Consider the following 12,949-nt stretch of genomic DNA (forward strand, 5'->3'; position numbering starts at 1 on the left):
GCGGGCGGCAGCGCGCGCAGGCAAGGGTCAGATCGTGAAGATCTTGCCCGGGTTCATGATGTTGAGCGGGTCCAGCGCGCGCTTGAGCGTGCGCATCATCTCCACGCCGCCGACACCGGCCTCGTCCACCAAAAAGCCCATCTTGTGCAGCCCGATGCCGTGTTCGCCGGTGCAGGTGCCTTCCAGCCGCAGCGCACGCGCCACCAGCGAGTCGCTCAGCGCCTCGGCCCTCGCACGTTCGGAAGTCGACGCCGGATCGATCAGGTAGCCGAAATGGAAATTGCCGTCGCCCACGTGGCCGACCAGAAAGTAGGGGATACCGCTGGCGTCGGCCTCCGCGACCGAGTCGAGCAGGCAGTCGGCCAGGCGTGAGATGGGCACGCAGGTGTCGGTGGCCACCACGCGGCAACCGGGCCGCGACTGCACCGCCGCGAAGTACGCGTTGTGCCGCGCGGTCCACAGCCGGGTGCGCTCCTCGGGCGTGGTCGCCCATTCGAAACCGTCGCCGCCATGGTCGGCCGCGATCTCCTGCACCGTCTCGGCCTGCTCGGCCACGCCGGTCGGCGAGCCGTGGAATTCCATCAGCAGCATCGGCGACTCAGGCAGGGTCAGCCGGGAATGCCGGTTGACCATGCGTACCGAATTCGCGTCGATCAGCTCGCAGCGCGCGATCGGCACGCCCATCTGGATCGTCTGGATCGTGGTGCGCACCGCTGCCTCAATGCTCGGAAACGAACACACCGCCGCCGACACCGCCTCGGGCAGCGGGTAGAGCCGCAGCGTCACTTCGGTGACAACGCCCAGCGTGCCTTCGCTGCCCACGAACAGGCGAGTGAGGTCGTAGCCGGCGGCCGACTTGCGCGCCCGGGTGCCGGTGCGCAGCACTTCGCCCGCCGCGGTCACCACCTGCAAGGCCAGCACGTTCTCGCGCATCGAGCCGTAGCGCACCGCGTTCGTGCCCGAGGCGCGGGTGGCCACCATGCCGCCGATGGACGCGTCGGCGCCTGGGTCGATGGGGAAGAACAGGCCGCTGTCCTTGATCTGCTCGTTGAGCTGCTTGCGGGTGATGCCGGGTTCCACCGTCACCGTCAGGTCGTCGGCGTCCAGGCGCAGCAGGCGGTTCATGCGCGACACGTCCAGGCTGATGCCACCCTGCACCGCCAGCAGATGGCCTTCGAGCGAGGAGCCGCTGCCGAAGGGAATCACCGGCACCGCGTGCGCGGCGGCCAGCTGCACCGCGTCGGCGATGTCCTGGACGCTTTGCGCAAACACGACGGCCGCCGGCGGCGGCACGTCGAAGGACGACTCGTCACGCCCGTGCTGCTCGCGCACCGCCTGGGCCGCCGAATACTGCGTGGCACCGAAACGCATAGCCAGCGCCTCCAGCAAGGCCTCGGGCACCGCCCGCAGGGCGAGGGCGGGCAGCAGGTGAGAGCGTTCGGATGGTGCGTTCATGGTGGATGGCCTTGGGGCGGGGGGCGTGCGGCAGTCGCTACGATGGTCCCCCGAAAAACGATCGCGGGCAAACCGCGGAGCATGCCATGGGAAATCGATTGACGCAGATAGCCACCCGGACTGGTGACGACGGCAGCACCGGCCTGGGCGACAACACCCGCGTGCCCAAGCACCACCTGCGGGTGCAGGCCATGGGCGATGTCGACGAGCTCAATTCCCACCTCGGCGTGCTGCTGGCCGAGCCCGCACTTCCCGACGCGGTACGCGAGCTGCTGGTCGACGTGCAGCACCACCTGTTCGACCTCGGCGGCGAGCTTTGCATGCCGGGCCACGAGCTGTTGAAAGAGACCGCGCTGCTGCGCCTAGACGAGGCCCTGGCGGAACACAACGCCGCCTTGCCGCGCCTGGCCGAATTCATCCTGCCGGCCGGATCGCGCCCGGCGGCGCTCGCCCATGTCTGCCGCACCGTCGCCCGCCGCGCCGAACGCGCGGTGGTGGCGCTGGCCGCCCAGGAGCCGCTGCGGCCGGCGGCGCAGCAATACCTCAACCGCTTGAGCGACTTGCTCTTCGTGCTGGCGCGGGTGCTGGCCCGCGCGGACGACGGCAGCGAGGTCTACTGGAAGAGCGACCGCATGGCGCGCCGCGACGGCGACTGAGCACGCTCAGATCTCGTAGCGCTCGCCCGCATCGGACTCGTCGCCGAGCGCCTGCTCGACCACGCTGCGCACCAGCGTCGGCGCGAAGCATTCGATGAAGGCGTAGACGTAGCCGCGCAGGTAGCTGCCCCGTCGCAGCGCCAGCTTGGTCAGGTTGATGCCGAACAGGTGGCCGGCGTCGAGCGCCCGCAGACCGGTGTCGCGCTCGTGCTCGTAGGCGATGGAGGCGACGATGCCCACGCCCATCTCCAGCTCCACATAGGCCTTGATCACGTCGGCGTCCATGGCCGACAGCACGATGTCGGGCACCAGTCCCTGCTGCGCGAAGGCCTCGTCGATATGCGGCCGGCCGGTGAAGCCGGTGTCGTAGGTGATCAGCGGATAGGCCGCCAGCCGCGCCAGCGTCAGCGGCCCGTCGAGCAGCGCGTGGCCCGGCTTCACGATGGCCGAATGCGTCCAGCGGTAGCAGGGCAGGGCGACCAGGCCGTCGTAGCGGTCCAGCGCCTCGGTGGCGATGCCCACGTCGGCCTCGCCGGCCATCAGCATCTCGGCGACCTGCCGGGGCGAGCCCTGGTGCAGGTGCAGCCGCACGTTGGGGAACTGGCGCCGGAAATCCTGCACCGCGCCTGGCAACGCGTAGCGCGCCTGCGAGTGGGTGGCCGCGATCACCAGGCGACCGCTTTTCTGGGCGACGAACTCCTGCGCCGCGCTGCGCAGGTTGCCGCTGTCCTGCAGGATGCGTTCGATCACCGGCAGCACATGGGCGCCGGGCTCCGTCATGCCGGTCAGGCGCTTGCCGGCCCGCACGAAGAGCGCGATGCCGAGTTCTTCTTCCAGCTCGCGGATCTGCCGGCTCACGCCCGGTTGCGAGGTGTGCAGCGCATGCGCGACGTCGGTGAGGTTGAAGCCGCAACGCACGGCTTCGCGCACGGAGCGCAGTTGCTGGAAGTTCATGGGAGAAGCGAGAGAAAAACCGGTGAGCGGTACGGTGGAAACCGGCCGCGCCGCATTATTCGGTCGCGTTCATCCAAACCAGAACGAATAAAAAGTTGGTTTCTTATGCGCCGGAAGCTTTAGGCCGTGGCCGCCGGCGCGAGGATCGACATGGTGATGCGCGACACGCAGTTCATGCGCCCGGCCTCGTCGCGCATCTCGATCTGCCACACCTGGGTGCTGCGGCCCCGGTGCAGCGGCCGGGCCACGCCAGTCACCCAGCCGCTGGAAACGGCGCGCAGGTGGTTGGCATTGATCTCCAGTCCCACCGCCGTGTGCCCCATCGGGCAGCTGTAGGTGGCGCCGACCGAACCCAGCGTCTCGGCGAGCACCACCGACACCCCGCCGTGCAGGATGCCGAACGGTTGGCGGGTGCGCTGGTCCACCAGCAGGCGGCCGCTCAGGAAGTCGTCGCCGATCTCCAGGAACTCGATGCCGAGGTGCTCGATGGCGGTGCCGATCGCGCGTTGCCGCAGGTCTTCCAGGGTGATGGGATGGGTCCAGATGGTCATGGTGTCTCGTCGGTGATTGGTCTTGTGTGGCCAGGATGCCGACAGGCATCCTAGTGCGGCTGGTCCCGAGGCGCAGGAAGGCATGTCGGCCGACGCCCGGCGTGCCCGACACCGGGCATAAACGAAGGCTCGTCCATCCTTTGTCGCCACTTCACCCGAATCCATGCCTGTCCACCGACGCGCCACGCGCATCAGCCTGATCGCCCTGGTCGTCGTCGCCGCGCTCGCCGGCGCTGCCGCCGTCGCGATCCCCTCCGAAGCCGAACTCGCCCGCCGCGCCGAAGCGGCCCTGAGCGACAAGCTGCGCGTGCCGGTCCATATCGGCCGGCTGCACTGGGCGCTGCTGCCCGAGCCGTTGGTCGAGGTGTTCGATGTGCGCACCGACCAGCCGCAGCCCATCGTGCTCGAACACCTCGCCGCCTGGCCGCGCCTGGGTGCATTGCTGCACGGCGAGATCGCCTTTCGACTCGTGCGGCTCGACGGTGCCACGCTGCCGCAACCCTCGTTCAAGGCCTTCAAGGGGGTGAAGCCACCAGGCCGCGAAGGCAGCGGCCCGTTCGAACTGGCAGACCTGCCGGTGGAGCGCGCCGAGTTCAGCCGCGTGACCTGGCTCGGCCGCCGGCCGGTGCCGCTGGAGTTCCACGGCCATGCCGATTTCGATCCGCAATGGCGACCGCGCCAGGCCGTCGTCGCCCGCACCGGCGTGAACCCACCCGCGCAAGTGGACCTGCATCGCCTTGACGGCCAGGACCGCTGGAAGGCCGACATCGCCGTGGCTGACGGCAGCTGGAACGGCACCCTGGCGCTGCAACAACCGGCTGCCGATCGCTGGCGCGTCACCGGCGAATTCGATCCCGAACGCATCGACCTGCGCCTGCTGCTGCAAGCTTTCCAGCGCCGGCCGGTGCTCGCCGGCCGCGCTGCCGGCCACACCACGCTGGAGGCCGAGGGCGCGACCCCGGGCGAGATCGGCCAGTCGCTGCGCACCAGCACCCGCTTCTCCGTGGCACAGGCCACCGTGCTGCGCTTCGACCTTGACCGCGCCATCCGCAGCCTGGGCAAGGAGCACGCCGGCACCACCCCGCTCGATGCGCTGTCGGGCGTGCTGGACACGCAGAACGATCCGGACGGCATCGTCATGCGCTACCGCGATCTCAAGGCCCGCTCCGGCAAGCTCAGCGCCAGCGGCGAGGTCACGCTGCAGAACCGCCGCATCGATGCCGATTTCGCGGTCGACCTGGTCGATGGCATCGTCGGCGTGCCGCTCAGGATCACCGGTCCCGTGACCGACCCGGTTTACAGCGTGCCGCCGGGCGCCCTCGCCGGCGCGGCGGCGGGTACCGCGGTGCTGCCGGGTGTGGGCACCGCCATCGGGGCGCGCATCGGGGACGCCATCGGCCGGCTCTTCGGCGGATCCGGCGCAGCGCCGGCCCGTCAGGACGCCACGCCGAAGAAGTCGCGTCCCGCGCCCTACGGGCCGCCGTCGACCCGCTGAGGCGACCGGCGCGGCGAATCAGGCCTCGGCCAGCAGGCGCGGCGCCGCGCCGGGCAGCCGCTGGGGCTCGTCGCGGCCCGGCATCGCCATCGCATGGCCCAGTACCTGCGCCAGCCGGAACTGTCCGACCACGCCGGCCAGACGCTGCGCCTGCTCGCGCAGGGACTCGGCGGCGGCGGCCGATTCCTCGACCAGCGCCGCGTTTTGCTGCGTCATGCGGTCGATGTCCTGCACCGCGTCGCTCACCTCGCCGATGCCGGTCGTCTGCTGGTTCGCCGCCGCGCTGATCTCGCCGATGATCCCGCCCACGCGCTTCACGCCGGCGACGATCTCTTCCATCGCCACGCCCGCGTCGCGCACCAGCTTCACCCCGCCGTCGACCGCATTGACGCTGGTCTCGATCAGGCCCTTGATCTCCTGCGCCGCCTGCGCCGAGCGCTGCGCCAGGTTGCGCACCTCGCTGGCCACCACCGCGAAACCCCGGCCCTGCTCGCCGGCACGGGCGGCTTCCACGGCGGCGTTGAGCGCCAGGATGTTGGTCTGGAAGGCGATGGAATCGATCAACGCGATGATGTCGTTGATGCGCCGGCTCGAGGCCGCGATGTCCTGCATGCTGGCCACCGCCTGCTGCACCACCGCACCGCCCCGCGTGGCCGCGCCGCTGGCGGTGGTGGCCAGCGCGTGCGCCGTCTGTGCGGACGACGCCGTCTGCTGCACGTTGCTGCCGAGCTCGGTGATCGAGGCCACCGTCTGCTGCACATTGCCCGCCGTGTTCTCGGTGCGGTTCGACAGATCCTGGTTGCCCGCCGCGATCTGCTGGCTGGCGCTGGCGATGCTCTCGCTGGCGTTGCGCACCTGCGCCACCATCGCGCCCAGCCCGTCCTGCATGCCGGCGAGGGCGCGCTGCAGATCGGCGAGTTCGTCGCGGCCTTCCACCGCGATCGGCTGCGACAGGTCTCCCTGGGCGATGGCTTGCGCCGTGCGACGCGCCTGCTCCAGCGGCAGGCAGATCGAGCGCATGTTCATCAGCGTCAGCGGCACCACGGTCAGCACCGCCACCAGCACCACGATGGCGAACAGCATCTGGATGCGGCCCGAGGTGCGGCGCTGCGCGGCCAGCTGTTCTTCGGTGCGGGTGCGCAGGCCGGCATCGAGCACGGCCAGGTTCTTCTCGGCCTCTTCGAACACCGCCACCGCCCGTGCGCTCATGCGGTTAGCGGTGGTGGCCGATTCGTAGCCGTTGTTCTCCAACTGGTTGGCGGTGGCGCTGAAAGCCTGGCGGTAGCGGCCGATGCGCTCCAGCACGTCGTTCATGGCCCGGGCGTCGTCGTCGCCGTGTTCGTCGGCGAAACGCTTGCCGGTGGCCGCTGCCTTATCGAGCGCGCCGGCCCAGACGGCACGCGCCGCGCGCACGCCTTCGGGCTTCTCGTACTGGATGATCATGTCCTTCTCGGCGCGGCGAGCCGTCTGCAGCGCGTCGCGCAGCTCGGTCATCTGGCCAGTGGCCGCCGACGAGGTCGACACGAAGTTTTCGGCCTTGCGCTGGATATCGCCCATGCCCCAGAAACCGCCGCCCCCGAGCAGGGCGACAAGCGCCACCACCAGCACGATCGCGCCGAACATGCGCATGCGGATGGTGAACCGGCGCAGCGAAAACACGGACATGGAATCTCCTTGTGGGGCGCTCGAAAAAACGCACCCGAACCGGTGAAACCTCATCCGGACGGGCGCAGCTCGGGCCTGAATGTAAGCAAATGAATATTCTGCAGTGCGAGCCCGGCGACCGTCTTTGACTTTGCCTAAGGGAATGCCGGTTTCGGTAGTCGTTACCGGCGGGGCCGCCAGCGCCGCAGCAGCAGCGCGTTGGCCATCACGCTGACCGAGCTGAGCGCCATCGCGGCGCCCGCCACCACCGGGCTCAGCAGGCCGAAGGCCGCCAGGGGAATACCGGCGAGGTTGTAGACGAAGGCCCAGAAGAGGTTCTGCCGGATCTTCGCGCCGGTGCGCCGGGCGATGTCCAGCGCCGCGCCCACCAGCGCCGGGTCCGGCCGCATCAGCGTGATGCCGGCGGCCTGCAGGGCCACGTCGGTGCCGCTGCCCATCGCGATGCCCAGGTCGGCTGCCGCCAGCGCCGGCGCGTCGTTGATGCCGTCGCCCACCATCGCCACCGGGCCGGCCTGCGCCAGCGCGCGCAAGGCGTCGACCTTGCCGGCCGGCAGCAGCCCGGCGTGGACCTCGTCGGCGCGCAGGCCCAGTGGCGCGGCCATGGCGGCGGCCGCCGCCGGGTTGTCGCCCGACAGCATCGCCAGGCGCAGCCCGCGCCGACGCAGCCCGGCGAGGGCGTCCGCCGCTCCTTCGCGGGGCAGGTCGCCGAAGGACAGCACGGCGCGCGCCTGCCCACCGTCGCCGACGCTTTCGGCCAGTACCGACACGGTCGCCCCGGCATGCGCTCCCGTGCGATCGGTCAGGGGCAGGGCGACGCCGTGCTCGGCCATCCAGCGCTCGCTGCCCAGCAGGTATTCCCGCCCGTCGACCACGCCCCGCAGGCCGCGACCGGCTTCGGCCCGGATGTCGGTCGCCGTCATCGCCGCCAGCCCGCGCTCGACCGCCGCCGCCGTCACCGCCCGCGCCAGCGGATGTTCGCTGCCCGCCTGCAGGGCCGCCGCCACCGCCAGCCAGCGCGCATCGTCGTCGCCCGCCACCGTGTCGAAGGCCAGCAGGCGTGGCCGGCCGGCCGTCAGCGTGCCTGTCTTGTCGAAGGCCACGGTGACGATGCGCCGGGCCTGCTCCAGCGCTGCCGCGTCGCGCACCAGGATGCCGTGGCGCGCCGCCACGCCGGTGCCGGTCATCAGCGCGGCCGGTGTCGCCAGGCCGAGCGCGCAGGGGCAGGCGATGACCAGTACCGACACCGCATGCACCAGCGACGCCTCCACGCCGGCGCCGGCCAGCAGCCAGCCGGCCATGGTCAGCGCCGCGATCACCAGCACCACCGGCACGAAGACTTCCGCCACCCGGTCGACCGTGCGCTGGATCGGCGCCTTGGCCGCCTGCGCGTCTTCCACCAGGCGCACCACGCGCGCCAGCACCGTCTCGGCACCGACCGCCGTCACCTCCACCAGCAGTCGGCCCTCGCCATTGACCGATCCGCCGGTCAGCCGGTCGCCCGGCGCCTTGTCGACCGGCAGGGGCTCGCCGGTCAGCAGCGATTCGTCGGCCTGGGAACGGCCTTCGAGCACCCGGCCGTCGGCCGGCACCCGCTCGCCGGGGCGCAGCACCACGGTGTCGCCTACCAGCAGTTCGGCCACCGGCATCTCCACCTCGCGCTTGCGCCGCAGCACCCGCGCCGTTTCCGGCCGCAGCGCCTGCAGCGCGCGGATGGCGCTGCCCGTACGCCGCTTGGCGCGCGCTTCCAGCCATTTGCCGAGCAGCACCAGCGTGACCACCGTCGCCGACGCCTCGAAGTACAGATGCGGCATCGCCCCGGCCGGCGCCCGCCACCAGAGCCAGAGCGACAGGCCATAGGCCGCCGACGTGCCCAGCGCCACGAGCAGATCCATGTTGCCCGACCGCGCGCGCAGCGCCGCCCAACCGGCGCGGTAGAAGCGAGCGCCCAGCCCGAACTGCACCGGCGCGGCCAGCAACGCCTGCAGCCACGGCGCCAGCATGGTGTGCGCGCCGAGGGGCGACAGCAACATCGGCGCCATCAGCACCAGGCTGAGCAAGCCGCCCGCAGCCACCGGCAGCAGCCCGGCCCAGGCCGGCGCGGAATCGGCCTCGGCCGCCTGCTCGGCGGTGCGTGGCTCGTAGCCGGCATCACGCACCGCACGGCGCAGGCGCGAAGGCCAGTCGGTGTCCGCCGGTGCGTCGGGCGACACGCGCACCCGCGCTGTCTCGGTCGCCAGGTTGACCGCCGCATCGGTCACGCCCGGCACCGCGCGCAAGGCCTTTTCCACCCGCGCCACGCAGGACGCGCAGGTCATGCCGCCGACCAAGAGGTCGAGCGGCGTGTCGGTGCTGGCAGAAACGGTGGTGACCATGGGCTCCGGATGAACGTCAGGACGGATCGTCCGATCTCAATGCTCGGCCAGCCGGTGCCGCGTGCGCAGCGAGCTGAACACCGCCGCCGCACCGGAAAAACACGCCGCCATCACCAGCCCGACCATCGGCCCGTGGCCGTTGTGGGCATTGAAGACGCTGAACACGCCCGCCAGCAGCACCACACCCAGGGTCTGGCCGGTCAACCGGGCGGTGCTCAGCATGCCGCTGGCGCCGCCCGAGCGCTGCGGCGGCGCCGAGCTCACGATGGTGTGGTTGTTGGGCGACTGAAACAGACCGAAGCCGAAGCCGCACATCGCCAGTCGCCAGGCGATGTCGAGGTTGGACGGATGCTCCGGCATCCAGGTCAGCGCCAGCAGGCCCGCCGTCATGCAGCCCATGCCGATGCCGCCGAGCAGGCCGTCGGACACCCGGCCGATCAGCCGCCCGGCCAGCGGCGCCGCAACCACCGTGGCCAGCGGCCAGCAGCTCATCAGCAGGCCGGTCTGGCCGGTGCCGCGGCCCAGGGCGTCGAGCATGAGAAAGGGCAGCGACACGAAAGACAGCATCTGCGCGGAGAACGCGCAGACCGAGCTGCACATCGACAGCCGGAACAGCGGAATGCGCAACAGGTCGACTGGCAGCAGCGGCACTGCGAGCCGGCGCTGGCGCAACACGTAGAAGATGCCGACGGCCACGCCCGCGGCCAGCAGCAGGCTGCCGCGTGCCAGGTCGGCCCGCGCGCCGGCGGCACTCACGCCGAGCGCGTCCGCGCCCATCACCACCAGCGCGAACATGGCCGCGTTCAGGCCCACGTCCACCGGCGACAGCCGGGCGCCGGCCGACGGCGGCGAAGCGTTGTCGGGCAGGGCGCGCGGGCCGAGCGCCAGCACCACCGCGCCCAGCGGCAGGTTGATGGCGAAGAGCCAGGGCCAGTCGGCCACCGACAGCACCGCGGCGGCCGCCGACGGGCCGGCCACCGAGGCGGTCGCCACCACCAGCGAATTCAGCGCCACGCCGCGCCCCAGCAGCGCGCGTGGATAGATCAGCCGCACCAGCGCCGTGTTCACACTCATCAGCCCGGCCGCTCCCAGGCCCTGGATGCCGCGCGCCAGCGCCAGCGTGGTGAGCGAATTGGCCATCGTGCAGGCCAGCGACGCCGCGGTGAACACCGCCATGCCGATCAGGTAGACGCGCCGGTAGCCGATCAGGTCGCCCAGCGTCGCACAGGGCAGCAGCAGGGCCAGCAGGGCCACCTGGTAGGCGTTGACCACCCAGATCGCATGGGCGGCCGGTGCCTGCAGGTCGCGGGCGATGGAGGGCAGGGCGAGGTTGACGATGGTGCCGTCGAGCACCGCCACGATGATCGCCAGGATGATGACCAGCATGGCGCGCCGGCGCTCGGGAGGGGGCAGGCCGTCGGAATGGAGCATGGATGAAGGCTTTGTCTGGATGCGCCGCTTCGGCAGGAAGGGCTTGTCGGTGAATCGCCCGCCGCCACCGACGCGGCGCCAGGCGGACGCGATTGTCCGCCGGATGGCCGATCGCTGCCGGGCGCCGGCCGGACAGGCGCCGGGCCGAGATGCCCCGCAAAAGCACGGCCGGCCCGGATCGCGTAACTTGGGCGACCGGCCCGTGCCGTCCTTCGCTCACCGAAATCCTCGTCCCATGCGCCTGCCTCTGCCTTTCGTTTCCCTGCTGGTCCACCTCTACGTCGGCTGGCGACTGCTGCCGGCGCTGGCCGCCGACTCGCCCCTGGCCTGCGGCCTGTTCGCGCTGTGGCTGGCCACTTCGGCGCTGCTGCTGCCGATGGCTTTGCGGCCGCAGGGCCAACGCGGAGGCCGCACGCTCAAGGTCGCCGCGCTCGTTGCCATGGGGCTGTTTTCCTCGCTGCTGGTGCTGACCTTCCTGCGCGACCTGCTGCTGCTCGCCGGCACCGTCGCCAGCCTGCTGGTGACCGGCCCGGGTGACCGGCTGAACGCCTTCAGCCGCTGGTCGGCCCGGCTGGTGCCGCTGGCCGCCATCGCCATCACCGCTTTCGGTGCCTTCAATGCACGCCGCACCGCCCAAGTTCGGCGGGTCGACGTGCCGATCGCCGGGCTGCCCGCCGGCTTCGAGGGTTTCACCATCGCCCAGCTGTCGGACGTCCACGTCGGCCCCACCATCCGTGGCCCATACGTGCAGGCGCTGGTCGACAAGGTCAACACGCTGGGCGCCGACCTGGTGGCCATTACCGGCGATCTGGTCGACGGCAGCGTGCCGGCGCTCTCCGCCCATGTCGCACCGCTGGCCACCCTGCGATCGCGCCACGGCAGCTTCTTCGTCACCGGCAACCACGAGTACTACGCCGGCGCGCATGCGTGGATCGACGAGCTGCAGCGCATCGGCATCCGGGTGCTGCTCAACGGCCACGTGCAGATCGCCAGCGCCGATTCGCAGGAGCGCCCGCTGGTGCTGGCGGGCGTGGCCGACTTCGGCGCTGCGCATTTCGATCCCGGCCATCGCAGCGACCCGGTCGCCGCCCTGGCCGGCAGCCCGGCCGATCCGGCCGCGCGCGTGCTGCTCGCTCACCAGCCGCGCAGCGCCGCCGCCGCCCAGGCCGCCGGTTTCGACCTGCAGATTTCCGGCCACACCCACGGCGGCCAGTTCTGGCCCTGGAACCACTTCGTGCGTTTCCAGCAGCCGTACGTGGCGGGGCTGCATCGGCTGGGCAAGCTCTGGGTGTACGTCAGCCGGGGCACCGGCTACTGGGGGCCGCCGAAACGCATCGGTGCGCCCTCGGAGATCACGCTGCTGCGGCTGGTGCGGGGCTGAACTTACCCAGCGGCCACGTCCTCCACCGCCCGCAGATGCTCCACCAGCATGCGAGCCGCCGGTGACAGCGCCTCCAGCGAGCGCACCGCCAGCACCAGCCTCCGCAGGGACCAGGGTTCGGCCAGGTCGACCGCGCGGATCTTCAAGGCCGGCAAATACAGCCGCGCGCTGCCACGCGGCAGCACGCCGATGCCGAGCCCCGCGTCCACCATGAGGCAGAGCGCGTCGTAGCTGGTCACCTGCATGCGCAGCTTCAGCGGCAGTCCGGTCTCGGCGGCGCCCCGGTGCAGCAGGTCGTTGAGCGCGCTGCCCTGGTGCAGGCCGACGATGTCGTGCGCCAGCACCTCGGTAAACCGCAGCGGCCGCCGCCGCGACAGCGCATGGCCGCGCGGCACCACCACCACCAGCTCGTCCGTTCGATAGGGAATCTGCTGCAGCGCCTGGCCGTAGTCGCCGGCATTGAGGATGCCGATGTCGGCCGTGCTGTCGGCCACCGCGCGCGCCACCTGGGTGCTGATGCGCTCCTGCAGATGCACCTGCACCTGCGGCGCCCGGCCGAGAAAGGTACGCAGGTCTTCCGGCAGGAACTGCGTGATCGCCGAGATGTTGGCCGACAGCCGCACATGCCCGCGCAGCCCCGCACCGAAGCCGGCCATCTGCTCGGTGATGTCCGACAGGCCGTGCAGCACGCCGCGCGCCAGCCCGAGCAAGGCATGCGCCGCCGCCGTCGCCTGCACGCCCTTGTTGCTGCGCTGGAAGAGCGCGGTGCCCACCGCCGATTCCAGTTCCGACAGCCGGCGGCTCACCGCCGCTGGCGCCAAGTGTTCGCGCTCGGCGGCAGCGGCGATGGTGCCTTCCTCCATCACCGCGACGAAGAGGCGAAGCGAGACCGGGTCGATGCGCATGGGGCCGGATTAGAGCATCGGCGCCGCCCACCATCGCCATCCGCGATGGCGGCTTCGCGATTCATCGGTTTACCGGCCCGCCTC

Annotated in this window: 10 protein-coding genes; 3 read left to right on the plus strand and 7 right to left on the minus strand. The window is 71.2% G+C overall.

Features of this window, described 5'->3' with window-relative positions; translation table 11 throughout:
- Window positions 1-27: 27 nt before the first annotated feature.
- Window positions 28-1,455, minus strand: a complete 1,428-nt coding sequence (locus R9X41_RS23215; RefSeq protein ID WP_318632788.1) for an FAD-binding oxidoreductase — start codon at window positions 1,453-1,455, stop codon at window positions 28-30.
- Window positions 1,456-1,541: 86 nt separating this feature from the next.
- On the opposite strand from R9X41_RS23215, the gene R9X41_RS23220 reads away from it, so the two are divergent.
- Entirely contained in the window at window positions 1,542-2,111 is a 570-nt protein-coding gene (locus R9X41_RS23220) for a cob(I)yrinic acid a,c-diamide adenosyltransferase (RefSeq protein ID WP_318632789.1), read from the plus strand.
- A 6-nt stretch (window positions 2,112-2,117) separates the two neighbouring features.
- On the opposite strand, the gene R9X41_RS23225 is transcribed toward R9X41_RS23220, so the two are convergent.
- The gene (locus R9X41_RS23225; RefSeq protein ID WP_318632790.1) at window positions 2,118-3,065 is read right to left on the minus strand and encodes a CysB family HTH-type transcriptional regulator; all 948 of its coding nucleotides are present in this window, start codon (window positions 3,063-3,065) and stop codon (window positions 2,118-2,120) included.
- Window positions 3,066-3,184: 119 nt separating this feature from the next.
- Entirely contained in the window at window positions 3,185-3,616 is a 432-nt protein-coding gene (locus R9X41_RS23230) for a hotdog fold thioesterase (RefSeq protein ID WP_318632791.1), read from the minus strand.
- A gap of 163 nt (window positions 3,617-3,779) precedes the next feature.
- Between R9X41_RS23230 and R9X41_RS23235 the strand changes: the two genes are divergently transcribed.
- On the plus strand, window positions 3,780-5,111 hold the full coding sequence (locus R9X41_RS23235) for an AsmA family protein (RefSeq protein ID WP_318632792.1): 1,332 nt from the start codon (window positions 3,780-3,782) through the stop codon (window positions 5,109-5,111).
- Window positions 5,112-5,129: 18 nt separating this feature from the next.
- Here the strand turns inward: R9X41_RS23235 and R9X41_RS23240 are convergent, their stop codons facing one another.
- The 3 genes from R9X41_RS23240 to R9X41_RS23250 form a co-directional block, all read right to left on the minus strand.
- On the minus strand, window positions 5,130-6,776 hold the full coding sequence (locus tag R9X41_RS23240) for a methyl-accepting chemotaxis protein (RefSeq protein ID WP_318632793.1): 1,647 nt from the start codon (window positions 6,774-6,776) through the stop codon (window positions 5,130-5,132).
- A 161-nt stretch (window positions 6,777-6,937) separates the two neighbouring features.
- Window positions 6,938-9,148: a heavy metal translocating P-type ATPase gene (locus R9X41_RS23245; RefSeq protein WP_318632794.1), complete on the minus strand. Its 2,211-nt coding sequence runs from the start codon at window positions 9,146-9,148 to the stop codon at window positions 6,938-6,940.
- Window positions 9,149-9,184: 36 nt separating this feature from the next.
- Window positions 9,185-10,579, minus strand: coding sequence for an MFS transporter (locus tag R9X41_RS23250; RefSeq protein WP_318632795.1), 1,395 nt, complete (start codon window positions 10,577-10,579; stop codon window positions 9,185-9,187).
- Between the two features lie 235 nt (window positions 10,580-10,814).
- Here R9X41_RS23250 and R9X41_RS23255 point away from each other — a divergent pair, with 235 nt between their 5' ends.
- Complete coding sequence (locus tag R9X41_RS23255) at window positions 10,815-11,960, plus strand: metallophosphoesterase (protein ID WP_318632796.1); 1,146 nt, start codon at window positions 10,815-10,817, stop codon at window positions 11,958-11,960.
- A gap of 2 nt (window positions 11,961-11,962) precedes the next feature.
- Here R9X41_RS23255 and R9X41_RS23260 read toward each other — a convergent pair whose 3' ends face one another.
- Window positions 11,963-12,865 (minus strand): LysR family transcriptional regulator, encoded by a 903-nt coding sequence (locus R9X41_RS23260; protein WP_318632797.1) that lies wholly within the window; start codon window positions 12,863-12,865, stop codon window positions 11,963-11,965.
- Window positions 12,866-12,949: the final 84 nt, after the last annotated feature.

Origin of the sequence: Xylophilus sp. GOD-11R (genome assembly GCF_033546935.1) — a bacterium.
In the GTDB taxonomy this organism is placed as follows: Bacteria; Pseudomonadota; Gammaproteobacteria; order Burkholderiales; family Burkholderiaceae_C; genus Xylophilus.